Annotated in this window: 20 protein-coding genes and 1 riboswitch; of the genes, 17 read left to right on the top strand and 3 right to left on the bottom strand. The window is 38.1% G+C overall.

Translation table 11 applies throughout. The features are described from left to right. Positions 1-113: 113 nt before the first annotated feature. Positions 114-611 (bottom strand): inorganic diphosphatase, encoded by a 498-nt coding sequence (locus RI196_RS11905; protein ID WP_063388619.1) that lies wholly within the window; start codon positions 609-611, stop codon positions 114-116. 139 nt (positions 612-750) lie between these two features. Continuing rightward, positions 751-902, top strand: a riboswitch (FMN riboswitch). A gap of 196 nt (positions 903-1,098) precedes the next feature. Here RI196_RS11905 and RI196_RS11900 point away from each other — a divergent pair. Next, positions 1,099-1,641, top strand: a complete 543-nt coding sequence (locus tag RI196_RS11900; RefSeq protein ID WP_063388659.1) for an ECF transporter S component — start codon at positions 1,099-1,101, stop codon at positions 1,639-1,641. Positions 1,642-1,776: 135 nt separating this feature from the next. Here RI196_RS11900 and RI196_RS11895 read toward each other — a convergent pair whose 3' ends face one another. Beyond that, entirely contained in the window at positions 1,777-2,025 is a 249-nt protein-coding gene (locus tag RI196_RS11895; protein ID WP_063388618.1) for a ferredoxin, read from the bottom strand. Positions 2,026-2,302: 277 nt separating this feature from the next. Here RI196_RS11895 and RI196_RS11890 point away from each other — a divergent pair, with 277 nt between their 5' ends. From RI196_RS11890 to RI196_RS11855, 8 genes are all read left to right on the top strand, one after another. Beyond that, positions 2,303-3,364, top strand: a complete 1,062-nt coding sequence (locus tag RI196_RS11890) for a YpbB family protein (RefSeq protein ID WP_311066284.1) — start codon at positions 2,303-2,305, stop codon at positions 3,362-3,364. Beyond that, on the top strand, positions 3,361-4,857 hold the full coding sequence (locus tag RI196_RS11885) for a RecQ family ATP-dependent DNA helicase (protein WP_311066283.1): 1,497 nt from the start codon (positions 3,361-3,363) through the stop codon (positions 4,855-4,857). The genes RI196_RS11890 and RI196_RS11885 overlap by 4 nt, the downstream gene beginning before the upstream one ends. Before the next feature lie 4 nt (positions 4,858-4,861). Then, positions 4,862-5,485 carry a CPBP family intramembrane glutamic endopeptidase gene (locus tag RI196_RS11880; protein WP_311066282.1) on the top strand — a complete coding sequence of 208 codons (624 nt, stop codon included), beginning with the start codon at positions 4,862-4,864 and terminating at the stop codon, positions 5,483-5,485. Further along, positions 5,460-6,110, top strand: coding sequence for a LysM peptidoglycan-binding domain-containing protein (locus tag RI196_RS11875; protein ID WP_157728008.1), 651 nt, complete (start codon positions 5,460-5,462; stop codon positions 6,108-6,110). Before RI196_RS11880 ends, RI196_RS11875 begins: the two co-directional genes overlap by 26 nt. Before the next feature lie 70 nt (positions 6,111-6,180). Next, a complete protein-coding gene (locus RI196_RS11870) occupies positions 6,181-6,633 on the top strand; it encodes a DUF2663 family protein (protein ID WP_063388613.1) in 453 nt (150 codons plus the stop codon). A 130-nt stretch (positions 6,634-6,763) separates the two neighbouring features. Beyond that, positions 6,764-7,345, top strand: a complete 582-nt coding sequence (locus tag RI196_RS11865; protein ID WP_063388612.1) for a genetic competence negative regulator — start codon at positions 6,764-6,766, stop codon at positions 7,343-7,345. A gap of 236 nt (positions 7,346-7,581) precedes the next feature. After that, positions 7,582-8,838, top strand: a complete 1,257-nt coding sequence (locus tag RI196_RS11860) for a Glu/Leu/Phe/Val family dehydrogenase (protein ID WP_063388611.1) — start codon at positions 7,582-7,584, stop codon at positions 8,836-8,838. A gap of 90 nt (positions 8,839-8,928) precedes the next feature. Beyond that, positions 8,929-9,897 (top strand): YpdA family putative bacillithiol disulfide reductase, encoded by a 969-nt coding sequence (locus tag RI196_RS11855; protein ID WP_066247690.1) that lies wholly within the window; start codon positions 8,929-8,931, stop codon positions 9,895-9,897. A gap of 257 nt (positions 9,898-10,154) precedes the next feature. Here the strand turns inward: RI196_RS11855 and RI196_RS11850 are convergent, their stop codons facing one another. Further along, the gene (locus RI196_RS11850) at positions 10,155-11,123 is read right to left on the bottom strand and encodes an asparaginase (protein WP_144598199.1); all 969 of its coding nucleotides are present in this window, start codon (positions 11,121-11,123) and stop codon (positions 10,155-10,157) included. Between the two features lie 224 nt (positions 11,124-11,347). On the opposite strand from RI196_RS11850, the gene prsW reads away from it, so the two are divergent. The 8 genes from prsW to rpsA all read left to right on the top strand — a co-directional run bounded on the left by prsW (position 11,348) and on the right by rpsA (position 18,031). Continuing rightward, positions 11,348-12,019 carry a glutamic-type intramembrane protease PrsW gene (gene prsW, locus RI196_RS11845; RefSeq protein WP_066251976.1) on the top strand — a complete coding sequence of 224 codons (672 nt, stop codon included), beginning with the start codon at positions 11,348-11,350 and terminating at the stop codon, positions 12,017-12,019. A gap of 92 nt (positions 12,020-12,111) precedes the next feature. Continuing rightward, entirely contained in the window at positions 12,112-13,065 is a 954-nt protein-coding gene (gene sleB, locus RI196_RS11840) for a spore cortex-lytic enzyme (RefSeq protein WP_094246145.1), read from the top strand. A gap of 14 nt (positions 13,066-13,079) precedes the next feature. Next, complete coding sequence (gene ypeB / locus RI196_RS11835; RefSeq protein WP_144598200.1) at positions 13,080-14,423, top strand: germination protein YpeB; 1,344 nt, start codon at positions 13,080-13,082, stop codon at positions 14,421-14,423. 95 nt (positions 14,424-14,518) lie between these two features. Beyond that, positions 14,519-15,166 (top strand): flagellar brake protein, encoded by a 648-nt coding sequence (locus RI196_RS11830; RefSeq protein ID WP_130156168.1) that lies wholly within the window; start codon positions 14,519-14,521, stop codon positions 15,164-15,166. A gap of 44 nt (positions 15,167-15,210) precedes the next feature. Then, positions 15,211-15,396: a DUF5359 family protein gene (locus RI196_RS11825; RefSeq protein WP_232515564.1), complete on the top strand. Its 186-nt coding sequence runs from the start codon at positions 15,211-15,213 to the stop codon at positions 15,394-15,396. 79 nt (positions 15,397-15,475) lie between these two features. Next, complete coding sequence (gene cmk / locus RI196_RS11820; RefSeq protein WP_063388604.1) at positions 15,476-16,147, top strand: (d)CMP kinase; 672 nt, start codon at positions 15,476-15,478, stop codon at positions 16,145-16,147. Positions 16,148-16,150: 3 nt separating this feature from the next. Continuing rightward, positions 16,151-16,735, top strand: coding sequence for a lysophospholipid acyltransferase family protein (locus tag RI196_RS11815; RefSeq protein WP_311066281.1), 585 nt, complete (start codon positions 16,151-16,153; stop codon positions 16,733-16,735). Positions 16,736-16,885: 150 nt separating this feature from the next. Beyond that, positions 16,886-18,031 carry a 30S ribosomal protein S1 gene (gene rpsA, locus RI196_RS11810; RefSeq protein ID WP_066251967.1) on the top strand — a complete coding sequence of 382 codons (1,146 nt, stop codon included), beginning with the start codon at positions 16,886-16,888 and terminating at the stop codon, positions 18,029-18,031. Positions 18,032-18,312 lie beyond the last annotated feature (281 nt).

The raw sequence follows: 18,312 nt of genomic DNA, 5'->3' as shown, positions 1-18,312 counted from the left end.
TATCTTAACTGATCTATGTTGTCAAGGTTCAAAACTTTACAGTTTGAAAACGTTTACTGTGTGTAAAAAGGGAAAAAGAGAGTTGCTTCTGAAGAAACAGCTCTCTTTTTTGTTTAATTGTTAGATTCATTGTATCGTGCAATACATTCGTCAATTAGTTTTGCCGCTGCTTCAGGTCCTTCCCAGCTGCCGATCTCTGTTCGTTTTCCTTCCAAATCTTTGTAACGTTCAAAGAAATGGGCAATTTCTTTTAATTTGTGCTCCGGCAGATCTTCAATCGATTGAACATGGTCAAAACGAGGATCATCTACAGGAACGCCGATTAATTTTGCATCTTCTTCACCGCTGTCGATCATGTTTAAATAGCCAATGACACGCGATTCTATGACGCATCCAGGGAAAGTCGGATTGGTGACGATTACGAGAATGTCAAGAGGATCGCCGTCAAGTGCTAAAGTATTTTCTAAATAACCGTACTCTGCAGGGTAAAACATAGGCGAATAAAGAACCCGGTCTAGTTTAAAAACGCCTTTTTCCTTGTCATATTCATATTTGTTTTGGCTTCCTGTCGGAATTTCAATAAAAGCTTCGACAACTTTATTGTTTGCCATCGACAAAATCCTCCTTTATTATGTATGCCTTTTTATTATAGAGGATGTAAAAAATATTGGCAATTGTAGAAAAAAGACAATGAAATAAAATAAGTTTCTTTTTTTTTATTATTGTATATAATGAAGATAAAAAATATGGATTCATCTTCGGGGCAGGGTGAAATTCCCGACCGGCGGTGATAAAAGCTTTTAAGCTTTTTTAGCCCGTGACCCGTAAAGGTGTTTTTCCTTTACGGTGGATCTGGTGAGAATCCAGAGCCGACAGTATAGTCTGGATGGGAGAAGATGAGGGTTCAGGCGTTTCAAAAAATATGATCATTGAAACGTTTATTTTAACCTGCTTACAATTCTCCCTCTGCGTCAATGTAGAGGGTTTTTTTATTGAAGCAGGAGATGGACCCTTCCTTCTTTTCAAGATGGATCACAGAAAGAAAAGGAGAGAAGGACTGTGTTAAAAACAAAGGCATTTAAACTTGTTTTTGTAGGAATGTTGAGCGGGATTTCCTACTTGCTTATGGCTCTTAACTTTCCGCTTCCGGGACTTCCGGCATTTTTAAAAATTGATTTCAGCGAAATTCCTGCTATGCTGGCGACGATTTTATTAGGGCCGATTGCAGGATTGGCTGTAGAAGCGATTAAAAATACGCTTCATTACATCATTCAAGGAAGCGCGACAGGAGTTCCGATTGATCAGTTGGCAAATTTCTTGGCCGGATTGTTTTTCCTTTTGCCGTTTGCATTCGTGTTTCAAAAAGTTCGTTCGATGAAAGGGGTTCTTTTCGGTTTAGCTGCCGGGACCATTTCGATGTCAGTAGCCATGAGCTTATTGAACTATTATTTCATTTTGCCGGCATATACGCTGTTTTTAAATATGCCGCAAATGTCGATTGCAGAAGTGAAGCAAGTCATTATTGCCGGGATTTTGCCTTTTAACCTCATTAAAGGAACAATTATTGCCATTGTCTTTTTAATGATTTACGGCAGAATCAAAGAATGGCTTCAACATAAATTTAACGTGCAAAATGCATAAATTTATATGCAAAAAAGCGGAGATCAGCCGTTATGATGTTTTCGCATCATCACGGTGCTCCGAATTATGATACACAAAACCCCCACAGAAATTCGTTTTTCCGTGGGGGTTGTTCTTTTAAAGCTGATGAAACAGCTATTCAAATTTTAAAGGATCGCCGTCAAAGGGTTCATCGGCAATTTTAATGGAATCTGTTGGGCAACCTTCAAAAGCATCCATTAAATCATCTTCTAAAACTTCTGGAACTTCAACCGTCCCTTGGTTATCATCTAGAATAACGTATGCGATTCCTTCGTCGTCATAATCATAAATATCTGGCGCTGCTGCCCCACATGCACCACATGCAATGCATGTTTCTTTGTCAACGATTGTATATTTTGGCATTGTCTAACCTCCTGTATAAATGAAATGAGTAGAAGTCATAAAAGAGAAAGAAACATTTATCTTCCACTTCAGAATGTTTTATATAATAATCAGAATACCACATAATTATTGTAAGATGGAATATTAAACATTTCAATAAAAAAAGATGAAATGTCATAGTATTTCGATAAACTTACTTAAATCAAATCATTCATTATAATATATTTTTCGACAATTATTGGATAAATTTTGATAAAATAAGGATTGAACAGAAGGTTTCAATTTTTAAGGTGATCAAATGCCTCTCTCTTATTTGGAAGGAATCATCCTTTATTGTTTTCAACAGCTCAAATGCGAGCGATCGAAAGCAGCTGTTTTTCATTTATTAAAAGGAAAAAAATCTTCTCAAACGATTCAAGATAGCATTATTTTTCATTTATCGAACTTATTTGGCATTTGCCGTGAGCTCGAGCTTGAAGAATATAATCACTTGTTAAACAGATTGGTTCAGCTGTCATATGTCAAACAAGTAAAAGGCGTGTTTTATATGGTCACAATGAACGGCGAACGGGTGCTGCAAGAATTTTTGTCAGAAAAACCGTTTCCTGATAAGCTGGATGGGGCCACCTACAATGATATAGGAAAAATTTTTTGGCAGCGTTTATCTTTATTTGTTCAAACGGTTTCCCATCTAGTTTATAACCATTCGAAATTTTTACCTATAACAAATAATGGTCAGCTGTTGCATTTTGTCAAAACATACATATTACAGATGAAAGAGACAAAGAAAAATATCGGAAATCGAACGTTTTTGGAAATGAACCGTTTGCTTGAATGTTTAGATGAAAAGGGAGCTATCTTAGTTGTCAATCGTTTGTCCGGCTTTAAAAAAAATGGAATCACCTTTGAACAGCTTGCAGCAGCTGCGAATGAAGATCCTTTTTATTTGAAGCTTATGTTTCAAGCTGCCGTCATTCAAATGGTGAACGAATTGCAAAAACGTTCTGATCAATATCCGATATTATTCGGTCTTTTACGAGATTTGATAAAAAAACACCCGCTAACCGCATCGGCGGAAAAAACGTACCGCTTGTTGGCGGAGGGGTTGGGCATTGATGAAATTGCAGCAGTCCGAAAGCTTAAAAGAAATACGATTGAGGACCATATTGTTGAGATTGCTTTAAACATGCACGATTTTGCCTTCGAACCTTATGTAAGCAAAGAAGATGTGGTCAAAATCGGGCAAGCGATTGAAAAGCTGCAAACGAACAAGCTGAAAACAGTTAAAGAATATCTTCAAGATCAATACAGCTATTTTCAAATTCGGCTGGCAATGGCTGCAATAAGGAGATGGCAATGACGAAAGATCTTTTTACTTTGCTGAAGGAAAAATTCGGTTATTCAAGCTTTAAAACAGGCCAAAAGGAAATAATTGAAGATGTTATTAGCGGACATGACGTAGTTGCCATGCTGCCGACAGGCGGTGGAAAATCATTGTGCTATCAGCTTTCTGGCTATTGTTTACAAGGTGCTGTATTAATAGTGTCCCCGCTATTGTCGCTCATGCAAGACCAGGAACAGCAGATGAAAATGTTTGGAGAAAAAAGAGTCATTGCATTAAACAGCTTTTTAACCCGATATGAAAAAGAAAAAGCTTTTCGGCAATTGCACCGTTACAAATTTATATTTTTATCGCCTGAAATGTTTAAATCAAAAAGGCTATTGGATGCATTGGCGCAAATCCAAATATCTTTATTTGTCGTCGATGAAGCGCATTGCATTTCACAGTGGGGACATGATTTTCGGCCTGACTATTTAAAGCTCGGAAAGGTAAGGGAGATGATCGGTTCTCCTCCTTGTTTGGCGATGACCGCCACAGCCACTAAAGAAGTGCTGAACGATATCGCGAAATGCTTGCATTTAACCGATGCAACATTTCATATTCATTCTATTGACAGGCAAAACGTTGCCATTAATGTTGAAGCCGTAAGCAGCCAAGAGGAAAAATTGGAGCGATTAGCCGAATGGCTGAAAATGTTAGAAGGGTCGGGTATCATTTATTGCTCCACAAGAAAGTGGGCGGAAGAGCTTGCCAGATGGATTGAACAAAAGGGAATGACAAATGCGGCTTATTATCATGGCGGAATGGAATATGAAGATAGAATGTTGATTCAACAGCAATTTTTAAATGACGAACTTTCGGTTATAACGGCGACAAATGCTTTTGGAATGGGAATAAACAAAAAAGACGTTCGATTTGTCATCCATTTCCATTATCCTGCTGACATGGAATCATACGTACAAGAAATAGGCCGGGCAGGAAGAGATGGAAACCAAAGCATTGCAATTGCACTTGTAGCAAAGGGTGACGAGGAGTTTCCCCGGTCGATAATACGTTCTGAATTTCCTGAAAAAAAAGAGATTGAGTTGATTGTAAAAACGATTCGGTTAAAGGGATGCTTTGATTTAACAGATGAAGAGTGGAGCAGCTTCGGCTTGTCTGATGTACAGAGGAGATTTTTACAATATAATTTCCAAATGTTGGATGAAAACATGTATCATTGGACGACTGATCAGATCGTAAATTATGTATGGAGCAAGATTGAAGATCGAATGAAAATGAAATTTAAAAAATTAGCCGACATGGAAGCATTTTTACGAGCAAAAGCATGCAGGCGGAACATGATTTTAAGCTATTTTCAGGAAAAACCTTCAACAAAGGTTTCGATTTGCTGCGACAATTGCGGAATAAACGATCGTTTTTTTATCCGAAAAAAAATTCATTCATCCCAGCCAATGATAAAGTGGGATTGGAAGCAAGAATTAAAAAGGCTGTTTCGTCAAAGTGGGTGAAGGCGTGATTAAAAGACAAGAAGAATTGATAAAGAACATGACCGATCGAGAGCTTTTATTTCATCTCATGGTCACTCAGTCGCTATTTCTTCTTATATCGATTATTTTAGGGTTCATTTTTTTTGACCGTGCGGAGGATTTTTTTCAATTATGGGAATTGAGTTGGGAATCGATAGCTGTTGGCTTGCTTGCAACAGTTATCGTTCTGCTCATTGATTTGGTAATTATGAAATGGGCGCCAAAAAGCTGGTACGATGATGGAGGAATCAATGAAAAACTGTTTCAAAACAGAAGCTTGCCGGAAATTTTTTGGATGACCCTTATCGTTGCTTTTGCGGAAGAAATATTGTTTCGCGGGGTTCTGCAAACCCATTTTGGACTGTTTATCGCCAGTTTGATCTTTGCCTTCATGCATTTTCGTTATCTTTCAAAATGGCTGTTATTTGCAACGGTTTTGTTCGTCAGTTTTTTTCTCGGAGTGATATTTGAACTGACTGAGAATATTTTAACAACAATTTTCGCTCATTTTCTTATCGACTTTGTATCGGCAGTGCAAATTCGCTTTCAATATTTGAAAAATAGTAAAGGCGATGGGAGGGACGATGAAGAAGATGACAAGTCCGTATGAACATGACCAAGCTGAGCGTTTAAGGGAAAAAATGATTGATGAAATAAAAGAGAGAACGGGGACATATCCGTCTCGGAGTGAAGTGCATAAAAAAAGGCGGAAGAAAAAAAAGAAAATGAACTATCCGCTTTTGCGTATTCTCGTCTTTCTTTTTATATTAGTGCCAGTCGTTGTTTTATTTTTAACTTCTTATTTGGAACGAAATCAATCAAACCGCAGCGGGGAAAATCTTTCAGATTTTGACTCTGTAATTATTAAAAATAATAGCGGGAAGTCTGTTCAAGAAGAGAGAGTGGAAGAAAATAATTCCTCTAACTCAGACAAAGAAGAAGGAAATCAGAATGAACAGGAAGCTTCTCCAACGACTGAAGAACAATCCTCTTCCAACAGCACAAGAGACGAAACCCGAAAAGAAATTTCTGGAAATGAAAGCGATGGAAACATGGAAGAGAACAGACGCATCATTACTCATGTTGTCCAGCCGAACGAAACGCTGTATAAAATCTCGATGAAGTATTATAAAAGCCGAAATGGCGAAGAGCTTATTCGAGAATGGAATCATCTTCAAGATTCCAACATTTATGTCGGACAAGTTTTAAAAATCCCTTTAGATAATCCCCAATAACTAAAAATTTTTCATATTTGAAAAAGATCATGCATAACTTGTACAAAAAACTTTGGGGGATTTTAAACGAATGGAAAGGCAAATTAAAGATCTGCCCTATACAGATCAACCTACCAAGCATATGCTGCAAGGGCTCATTGAGCGTAAAAGAGAATTCGAAACATATAAACAGAAATGTTTGGTTTGGCAAATAATTACATTTGTGGAAGTGATCATTTTTATAGTGTTTATTTATTTCAACGTATATCAACGATTGGAAACAGATCTTTTGTTTGTTTTATTCTATTTTTTTCAATCATCACACTTATTCGCCGTTTTGCTGATTGCATTCAGCTATTCAACAGCCGTTTATTTTAAAAAGAAAGAAGAAAAAGCGGAAAAAGAATATCATGAGCTTAGATGGGAAATTATTGATAAAAGCACTGATTTTTGGAAAAGCGAAGAAGAGTGGATGAATCGCGACAAGGTTTTTTCTGTTATGAAAAAAGAATTTGATATTAATCTCTATTATAAAACGAAATAAAAATGTGATTTGTGAGTAAAAATGCTTGTCTTCACCCCCTCGTAATTGTAAACTGTTTACTAACTAAAGAACCATCTTTTAGAATCAACATACAATATCGTATGATGTATTGACGGCAGGAGGGAAGAAGATGCGGCTCGAGCGTCTTAATCATAATAAAATTAAAATTTTCCTGACTCTAGATGATTTGTCGGATCGCGGCTTAACAAAAGAAGATCTATGGAACAACTCTTTAAAAGTTCATCAGCTTTTCCGGGAAATGATCAATGAGGCAAGTGAAGAACTCGATTTTCATGCAAACGGTTCGATTGCGGTCGAGGTTTATTCACTAAAAGCACAGGGAATGGTGATCATTGTTTCCAAAAATAATGATGAAGAACTTGAAGATGAATTTTTAGATGATTATATTGAAATGCAAGTAAAAGTGGATGAACATCAAGATATATTGTATGAGTTTTTGAATTTCGAAGATGTCCTCGATCTTGCAAAAGTTCTTCAACGTTTCGAAATAACAGAAGGCGCGCTATATTCATATCAGGGACGATACTACCTGCTGTTTGATGACATCTCTAAGATTGAAACGGAGCATCTTGTTGCAATTTTAGCGGAATATGGAACGCCAACACATATGACAACTCATAGACTGCATGAATATGGAAAATTATTGATAAAGGATCACGCTGTTCGTCTTTTGAATGACTATTTTTCCTGAGGCTGACAAAACATCGCCTTTCAGCGATGTTTTATCAGCTTTTTTTGCGTAGATTTAGTATTTTATTTGATAAAAAACAAAGCGGTTTGCCGCTTTCTTTTTTTAACAAGAAATTCAGTATCCCTTTATTTTCTATGAATTAATGATTGAATTAATTTATAGAAGGTGTATACTAAGTCATGAAAGGTGGACTTTTCCTTTTCATTATTAAAGAACATATAGGAGGTTTACTTATTATGGTAGCCGAAGGCAATGACAAGCATGATGTGCTAAAAGCTACGCAAAAGGTAATACATAAAGCGTTAGGAAAACTAGGTTATCCAGAAGAGGTGTATGAATTATTAAAAGAGCCGATTCGCATGCTGACAGTGAAAATACCTGTTCGCATGGATGACGGTTCTGTTAAAATATTTACTGGCTACCGGGCGCAGCATAATGATTCTGTAGGACCTACAAAAGGAGGCGTTCGCTTCCATCCAAATGTAACTGAAAACGAGGTAAAAGCGCTTTCAATTTGGATGAGTCTAAAATGCGGAATTATTGATTTGCCTTACGGTGGTGGAAAAGGTGGAATTGTTTGTGATCCAAGAGATATGTCGTTCAGGGAATTAGAAAGATTAAGCAGAGGATACGTTCGGGCAATTAGTCAAATTGTTGGCCCTACAAAAGATATACCTGCACCTGATGTATTTACGAACTCGCAAATCATGGCTTGGATGATGGATGAATACAGCCGGATTGATGAATTTAATTCGCCAGGATTTATTACCGGCAAGCCTCTCGTTCTCGGCGGTTCACATGGCCGTGAATCGGCAACGGCAAAAGGCGTGACCATTTGCATTCGCGAAGCAGCGAAAAAGCGTGGAATTTCTTTACAAGGGGCTAGGGTCGTTGTCCAAGGATTTGGAAATGCAGGCGGTTATTTAGCAAAATTTATGCATGATGCCGGAGCAAAAGTTGTAGGTATTTCCGATGCATACGGCGGTCTGTACGATCCAGACGGACTTGACATCGATTATTTATTAGACCGGCGCGACAGCTTCGGAACTGTTACGAAATTGTTTAATGATACGATCACTAATAAAGAATTGTTAGAACTTGATTGCGAAATTTTAGTTCCTGCGGCGATTGAAAACCAAATTACAGAAGAAAATGCCCATAATATTCGGGCTCAAATTGTCGTAGAAGCAGCCAACGGTCCGACAACTGTTGAAGCCACTCAAATCTTAACGGACCGGGGAATTTTACTCGTGCCTGACGTATTGGCAAGCGCGGGAGGAGTAACGGTTTCTTATTTCGAATGGGTTCAAAATAATCAGGGCTACTATTGGTCTGAAGAAGAAGTGGAAGAAAAATTGGAAAAAATGATGGTGAAAGCATTTAACACTGTATATGAAACGGCGCAAAACAGAAGAGTAGATATGCGGCTTGCTGCATATATGGTAGGCGTAAGAAAAATGGCAGAAGCATGCAGATATCGCGGATGGGTATAATATTTGCATCGTTTTGCAGTTTCCCCTATGATAATGTAGGGGAAATTTTTCTTTTGTCACCAGCCGCTTAATGCTATAGGAGTGATCATGATGCAAGAAGAAAAAGTGATCATTGTCGGCGGAGGTCCATGTGGACTATCGGCTGCGATCGAATTGAAGGAAAAAGGAATAAATCCTTTAGTTATTGAAAAAGGAAATATTGTTGATTCCATTTATCGCTTTCCAACACATCAAACCTTTTTCAGCACAGCAGACAGGCTTGAAATTGGCGGAGTCCCATTTATCACAGAAAACCGAAAGCCTGTCCGCAATCAAGCGCTTGCTTACTACCGGGAAGTTGTGAAGCGAAAAAATTTGCGCATTCATACATATGAAAAAGTAGAGAAGGTAGAAAAGCAGCAGGACGGAACGTTCATGGTAACGACGGAAAAAGGAAAATATCGTGCGTCATTTGTTGTGATTGCTACAGGTTATTATGATAATCCAAATTACATGAATGTTCCAGGCGAAAATCTGCCCCACGTTTTCCATTATTTTAAAGAAGCTCATCCATATTTTGATAAAGATGTCGTTGTGATCGGCGGGAAAAACTCAAGTGTTGATGCCGCGCTTGAGCTTTATAAAGCCGGGGCTAGAGTAACTGTATTGTACCGAGGAAGCGGGTATTCTTCAAGCATTAAGCCTTGGATATTGCCGGAATTTGATTCTCTTATCAAAAAAGGCTATATAAAAATGGAATTTCGGGCAGATGTAAAAGAAATTAAAAATGACTCTATTAGTTATATTGTGAACGGAACAGAAGAAAAAACTATTCCTTGTGATTTTGTCTTTGCCATGACTGGCTACCATCCAGATCATAACTTTTTGAAAAAAATGGGTGTACTTATTGATGAGCAGACAGGCAGACCTTACTACAATCCCGATACAATGGAAACGAATGTAAATGGGATTTTTATAGCCGGTGTCATCGCAGCTGGAAATGATGCGAATGAGATTTTTATCGAAAACGGCAGATTTCACGGGGAATTGATCGCAGAAGAAATTATCAAAAGAGTATAGAAATAGGGGATGTCCCGAAAATAATCAAGTAGAGAAAAACAATCCGTTTTTCTCTACTTGATTTTGTTGCTTTCATAAGTTGTGGGGCCGTCCAGAAATCAAATCGCCATTGAAAACAAAAAATCATAAACACCGATATATCAACGTTTCTAACACATTAATGGGGGCGTCAATAAGCTGTAAAAATGGCTTATTAGACACCCCCTTTACTTGTAACATTTTTTAGTAAAATTTGTGTTGATCATCACAACAGCTTATTATTTCGAAAACATTTCTTCTATTTCAGTTAAATCGCTCGTTTTTTCTAAAGCCACTAAAAGCTTTATTCTAGCTTTTTGCCCGTTTAATCCGTTCGAAAATATAACGCCAAGCTGTTTTAAATGTTTTCCTCCGCCCTGATAATCATAGACATCCTGCACAATGCCGTTAAAACATCGTGAGACAATGACGATCGGCACTTTCTTCTCAATAAGCCGTTTCATGCCGGGGACTAAAGCCGGCGGCAAATTTCCTTGCCCTAAAGCTTCAATGACGATTCCATCCGGATTCAGTCCTTCAACTGCTTCCATTATTTTTTCATCCATGCCTGCATACGCCTTTAAAAGGAGCACATGTTTAGAGATTTTCGTTATACTATATGTTTCTTTTCTTAACGGATAGTGATGAAATGCCAGAATTTTTTTGTTCACAATACCGATCGGTCCGTATTGCGGACTTTGGAATGTAGCGATATTGCTTGTATGCGTTTTTGTGACGTTTTTTGCTGTATGAATCTCGTCATTCATGACAACTAACACACCAAGGTTTTTCGCTTTGTCGGAAGCAGCAACTTTTATGGACATCAATAAATTATATAATCCGTCTGATCCGAGTTCATTATTTGACCTCATCGCACCCGTTACAACAACGGGGATGGGAAGGTCAAGAGTCAAATCTAAAAAATAAGCTGTTTCTTCTAAAGTATCCGTTCCATGAGTGACGACGACACCGTCGATGCTTCCATTTTTGGCATGATGTTCGATTTCTTTTTTAATTTCCAGCATTTCCTTAGGAGTTATATGCGGGGAAGGCAAGTTAAAAAGCTCTTTTACGATTGTTTGTACATTGTTTACATTCAATGAAAAATTTGTTAGAGGATTGGACCCTTCTGGTCTCACTGCACCGCTTTGTTCATCTTCCAGCATTGAAATTGTACCGCCTGTATGTAAAATCAATACTTTCTTCATCTTTTTATCCCTTTCATTAAAGTTTCATTTTTTCATGCTTATTTTTGATTTTCATTTTGTCATATACATGTTACCATTTTATCAAAAGGATGTTTTTAACAACTTACTGCTGCTCTAACATGAATCATCATTTCTCATTCTTTTATTTTGTTTTATTTTAAAAGGAACATTCTGATAAATCTATACATAAATAAGGAGATACTAGAAGAAAAGAGGCTGTCATTATGATTGCGATTATTACAGCAGGCATTGCACCAGGGCTGGCAATACTTTCATATTTTTATTTGAAGGATCAATATGAAATGGAACCCCTTTACATGGTTGTTCGGACGTTTATTTTCGGTGCGCTGCTTGTTTTTCCAATTATGTTTATTGAATACGTTCTGGAAACAGAAAATGTATTTCCCTCTTCTTTTTTACAAGCTTTCTTTGCTTCGAGTTTATTGGAAGAGTTTTTTAAATGGTTTATTTTTTATTTTACAATTTACTCCCATTTTCATTTTGATGAACATTACGATGGAATCGTTTATGGTGTGTCCATCTCTCTCGGCTTTGCGACATTGGAAAATATTTTATATTTAATTGCGAACGGTGTGGAGTTTGCATTCGGGCGCGCAATTTTTCCAGTCCCAAGCCATGCATTGTTCGGTGTCATCATGGGGTATTATTTAGGAAAAAGCAAATTTTCGAATGATAGGCTTAAAAAAAGATGGCTCTTTTATTCTCTAGTTATTCCGTTTCTTTTGCACGGAACGTACAATTATATCTTGCTTTCCAATGAAGACTGGAAGTTTTGGGTCACTCCGTTTATGGTGTTTTTATGGTGGTTTGGGCTTCATAAAGCAAAAAAAGCGCGCATGGTATACAAGCAAAATATCGAAACAATATCAGGATAAAAAAATTTTTGAACCGGCATGAGCCGGTTTTTTTGTTGTATAAAATGACATCTACTACAGAAAATACATGTAACGATATAAAGTGAGGAGGCATGATGATGGGAAAAAACATGAAATATCTGCTCGCAAACGCTTTTGTTTTAATCGTTTTTCTTATTCTTTCTAACAATCAGCTGCATGTTCATGCTTTTAGCGAACAAGTGATTCAGAGAGGTGCGACAGGTGATGATGTCATTGAACTGCAGGCAAGACTTCAATATAACGGATATTATCATGGGAAAATTGATGGGGTATATGGATGGAATACTTATTGGGCAGTTAGAAAATTTCAAAATAATTTCGGACTTAAAGAAGTAGATGGTTTAGTTGGTCCTGAAACAAAACAAAAGCTTATCAATACGACAAAATATTATAAGTCTTTTGTCCACGAACAAATTCGAAAAGGCAGAGACTTTACCCATTATGGCGGAGTGCCGCTAAAAATCCAAACAGCGCCTTCTGAGGAGCTGCGCGCAAAATGGCGGAAGCAAACCGAAAAAAATCTCGCAAAAAATGTACCGCCAAAAAAACAACAAGCTGGTCAGGCTGGACAAGGGCAAAAGCAGGCTGCTCCTAAACAGCAAGCAGCCCAAAATAAACAACAAACAGGGAAATCGGTACAGCCGATGGCGGTGAATATGCCTGGAGGCTTTTCACAAAATGACTTAAATCTTTTAGCCAATGCCGTTTACGGAGAAGCCCGCGGCGAGCCTTATATTGGTCAAGTAGCAATTGCGGCAGTTATTTTAAACCGACTGAACAGCCCGACATTTCCAAATACGGTTGCTGGTGTTATTTTTGAACCGGGTGCTTTTACAGCTGTCAGCGATGGACAAATATATTTGACACCAAATGAAACAGCGAGAAAAGCGGTGATGGACGCCATTAACGGGTGGGATCCGACAGAAGAAGCTCTCTATTATTTCAATCCTGATACAGCAACAAGCCCATGGATATGGACGCGGCCGCAAATCAAGAAAATCGGAAAACACATATTCTGTGAATAGTGAGGTGATTCAGTATGCTTCGAGGATTATTAATCGGGCTGCTTACAGTGGCCTTAATCGGAACAGGCTACTGGGGATATAAAGAGCATCAGGAAAAAAACGCCGTATTAATTCATGCAGAAAACAATTACCAGCGGGCTTTTCACGATCTAACCTATCAAGTGGATCTGCTTCATGACAAAATTGGCGAGACACTCGCCATGAATTCAAGAAAATCATTGTCACCGGCGCTGGCGGAAGTTTGGAGAATTACATCGGAAGCGCACAATGATGTCGGCCAGCTTCCGTTAACTCTTTTACCTTTCAATAAAACAGAGGAATTTTTGTCAAATATTGGGAAATTTAGTTATCAAACAGCAGTGAGAGATTTAAACAAAGATCCGTTAACGGATCAAGAATATGAAACGTTAAAAAAATTGTATAAAAATGCAAAAGACATACAAGACGAATTGAGAAACGTCCAGCATTTAATCTTAAAAAACAATCTGCGCTGGATGGATGTTGAACTCGCACTAGCATCAGGGCAAAAACAAATGGACAATACGATCATTGATGGATTTAAAACGGTAGAAAAAAATGTTGAAGGCTATTCCGAAACTAATTTCGGTCCAACGGCAACAGCGCTGCAAAAGCCTAAAAAAGGATTTGAACAATTAACTGGAAAGGAAATATCAGAGCAAGAAGCAAAACAAATCGCAAAACGATTTGCCCCTAAAAATGTAGAACGAGTAGATGTAACAACAAATGGTAAAGGATCAAACATTCAGTTTTACAGCATTACTATGCATGATAAAGGAAATAAACATGATGTTTATATGGATATCACGAAAAAAGGCGGTCATTTAATTTATTTATTGCACAACAGAGATATTAAACAACAAAAAATCAGCTTAAATGAAGCATCCAACCGAGCAACGGAATTTTTGAAAAAGCTAAAATTTAAGGATTTAGAGCTTTATGAGAGTGCACAATATGACAACATTGGTGTTTTCACATTTGTTTCTAATTATAAAGGTGTACGTCTATATCCTGATGCAGTTCGTTTAAAGGTAGCGTTGGACAACGGAGAAATTATAGGTTATTCTGGACGTGATTATTTAGCAGCGCACAAAAAAAGAAATTTGCCGAAACCGGCTATTACAAAAGAAGAAGCGAAAAAATCAGTCCATTCTAACGTTGAAATTCAGGAGGATCGATTAGCTGTTGTGACAAATGATGCCGGCGAAGAAGTGCTGTGCTATGAATTTTTAGGAACGATTGACCAAGACACGTACCGCATTTTCATCAACGCAATGGACGGAACGGAAGAAAAAGTGGAAAAATTGCAAAGTGCTGAACCGTTATTCAGAGAAATTTAATCACAAAAAGGGGAGTCGATTTTTAGGCTTTCCCTTTTTTTCATTTCATGCTTTAATAAATGTAGAGCGCTTATTACATTGAAAGAGTGGTAACGTTGATAAAAATTGGTACGATGATCACATTGGAACTTTCTGGCCAAGATCAAATACTAAAATGCAAACTTGTGGACCAAGAAGAAAACATTCTTTATATTGATTTTCCTATAAATAGCAAGACAGGAAAAACTGTTTTCTTACCAGACGGCACCGAGCTCGTTGCAACATTTGTGAACAGCGAAAAAAAACCATATAAATTTCGTACTAAAGTTCTTGGCAAGAAAAAAGATAACCTCCCGATGATCATGCTTCAGGCACCTGAGTATATGGAGGAGATCCAAAGGCGGCAATTTGTCAGAATCGAGACAGCCGTTGATGTAGCCATACACGCCATTAATCAGGAATTCGCCCCATTTACAACAGTTACAAACGACATAAGTGCTGGCGGCATTTCAATCATTATTCCAAATGGTGTGGACGTACCGCTAAATGAAAATATACATATTTATATGGTGCTCACGTTTATGGACGGAACGATTGAATATTATAAGGTAACAGGGAAGGCGCTCAGAGTTGTGGAAGCGGAACATCATAAGCTCGCTTCCATAGCATTTATCAATATTGATGAAAAGACACAGCAAAAATTGATTCGCTTTTGCTTTGAACAGCAGCTGCAAATGAAAAAGAAAGGAATTTTGAATGAATAATACCGGCAAGGCTGTCCATACTATTTATAAAAAATGGCAAAAGGATGTTTTTTGTGAAGCGCTTTGAACAAATATTGATCAAATTGATCATTATACAATTCATTATGTTAATTGCCGCTCAGCTTTTTTTGCGCCATTCTGAATTGAAGCCATATTTATCAAAAGCCGTGCAATATGAAGGTGTTGGAAACATGTCCATCTCCGAATGGGTGGAAACTATCAGCCGCTAAAAGAGCAGGAAACCCCTGCTTTTCTTTCTGTATTCCAAAAAAATAGATACATATTTTTTGAAACTAGCTAGGAGGTATTATGAGTAAAAAAATTTCCATTGCAATCGACGGTCCGGCAGCTGCCGGGAAAAGCACAGTTGCCAAAAAAATCGCAAAAGATTTAGGCTATACATACATTGATACGGGTGCGATGTACAGAGCTCTCACTTTGAAAGCTTTACAGAATGGCATTTCTTTGGAGGATGAAAAAGCGCTCACCAAGCTTTTGAATGAAATGACGATTGAACTGAAGCCGGTAAATGAAGGTCAGCAAGTGCTAGTAAACGGTGAAGACGTAACGGCGATTATCCGTTCCAATGAAGTAACAAAGCATGTTTCCACTGTTTCCAAACATCCTAATGTGCGGGAGGAAATGGTGAAAAGGCAAAAACAGCTTGCAGGAAACGGCGGCGTTGTCATGGATGGCAGGGATATCGGCACTCATGTGCTGCCGAATGCGGAGTTGAAAATATTTTTAAAGGCTTCTGTAGAGGAAAGAGCAAAAAGAAGGTATGAGGAGAATTTAAGAAAAGGTTTTACATCCGATTTAACACAATTAAAGAAAGAAATTGAAGAAAGAGATAAGCTTGATTCCACGAGGGCAACTGCCCCATTAAAAAAAGCGCCGGATGCCGTCGAAATCGATACAACTTCATTGACGATTGAAGAGGTGGCGGAATTAATTAAAGAATTGGTAAAAGAAAGGCTGTAAGAAATGGGTAAATTTTATCAATTTGCAAGGGCAATTGTTTACTGCTTTATTAAACCGCTCTTTCGGGTCGAAGTGATCGGAAAGGAACATTTTCCAATGGATGGTGCCGTGCTGCTTTGTTCCAATCATATTAATAATTTGGACCCTCCGACGATTGGTATCGTTTCACCAAGGCAGCTCCGTTTTATGGCTAAAGAGGAGCTGTTTAAAATTCCGGTTTTCAGCCTGATCGTCCGGGCATTGGGGGCGTTTCCGGTCAAAAGGGGCTTTTCCGATCGAGAGGCGTTAAGAACAGGCTTGAAAATATTAAAAGAAAGAGAAGTTTTAGCCATTTTTCCGGAAGGAACGAGAAGCAAAACAGGTGAACTCGGAAAAGGTTTGGCTGGTGCAGGTTTTTTTGCCTTAAGATCAGATTGTGTCGTCTTGCCATGCGCCGTCGTCAGTTCTTACAAACCGTTTCGGAAAACGAAAGTCATTTTCGGCCCAGCCATTGATTTTACATCTTATCGAAACAAAAAAATTTCAGCTGAAGAAGCGACCGATAAAATCATGACAGAAATTAGAAATTTGCTCGAAAAATATAGGTAATCAATGGATTTAACTTGACAAACGGAATTTTTTGTTAGAACTTATAGAAAAGAGGTATTTTTCATTCTATTTAGAGTAGCTTGTGACATACTAAATAGAATGGTACATATTTTGTTGAGTTGCTATGGCTTGACCAAGGAGGTAAATGGTATGGTAGAGGACATCAATCAAGGTGAAGTTTTTGTGCCTGAAGTGGGAGACGTTGTAGAGGGAATTGTAACAAAAGTGGAAGATAAGCAGGTGATTGTTGATATTAAAAATTGCAAACAAATGGGCATCATTCCGATTAGTGAACTGTCTAGTTTGCATATTGAAAAAGCTTCAGATGTTGTAGAGGAAAATGACAAGCTTGAACTAGCGGTCATTAAAGTTGAGGAAGAAGCAGTCATTTTATCGAAAAGCAAAGTGGCTGCGGATAAAGCTTGGGTGGAATTAGAGAGAAAATTTGAAAATAAAGAAGTATTTGAGGCAGAAGTGAAGGATGTCGTAAAAGGCGGTTTAGTGGTAGACCTGGGCGTCCGCGGATTTATTCCTGCTTCATTGGTTGAACCTCACTATGTTGAGGATTTTTCAGATTATAAAGGAAAAACATTGACATTGATGGTTGTGGAGCTAAACCGTGAAAAAAATCGAGTGATTTTGTCTCATCGTGCTGTAGTGGAAAAGGAGCAGGAAGAGAAAAAACAGCAAGTGCTTCAGTCGATTCAGCCTGGTGATGTATTGGAAGGAACAGTCCAACGTTTAGCCGATTTCGGAGCCTTTGTTGACATCGGCGGGATTGACGGTCTTGTACATATTTCTCAGATCTCTCATGCTCATGTAGATAAACCGTCAGATGTGCTTCAAGAAGGCGAAAAGGTAAAAGTGAAAGTTTTGTCTGTCGATCGGGATAATGGACGGGTTTCACTATCGATTAAAGAAACATTGCCTGGTCCATGGGAAAACATTTCTGAAAAAATCAAATCCGGTGATGTTGTCGAAGGAACTGTACAACGCCTCGTCTCATTCGGAGCTTTTGTTGAAGTTTTACCTGGAGTAGAAGGTCTTGTCCATATATCGCAAATTTCTAAAAAACATATAGGCACTCCTCAAGAAGTATTAGAAGAAGGACAAAAGGTAAAAGTAAAAGTGCTTGATGTAAACGAAGAAGAGAAACGGATTTCCTTAAGCATAAAGGAATTGGAAGATGATGGGCCCGGTAGTGAAGAAGATTTTCGCAAATATCGTCCGAAAGAGGAATCGACAGGATTTCAACTAAGTGAAATGATCGGAGAGCAATTAAATAAATTAAAATAAAGACAAAGGCGATTATCACGAGCTGCCCCTTGTCAAGGTGACAGCGGAATAAAAAATGATCTAAGCGGCTTTATCTCTATATTCCATAGGGCTGAGGCCGTTTAGTCGTTTTATGAGGGTAATTTGTATCGATTGCCAGTCCTCAAACGAAATCTACGTTTCGCATTTGAGCGTTCTCCAAAAAGACTCAATAAGCACCGCCCAGCATATAACGAGCTGTTTTATCATCTTCTCCACTGCTGTTCTTTTCATAAATCCTTGAGAATGATACGATCCATCCT

This window comes from Aeribacillus composti (genome assembly GCF_031760945.1).
Taxonomy (GTDB): Bacteria; Bacillota; Bacilli; order Bacillales; family Aeribacillaceae; genus Aeribacillus; species Aeribacillus composti.
Note: the sequence above shows the minus strand (reverse complement) of the source record. Positions and strands in the feature narration are given on the sequence as shown.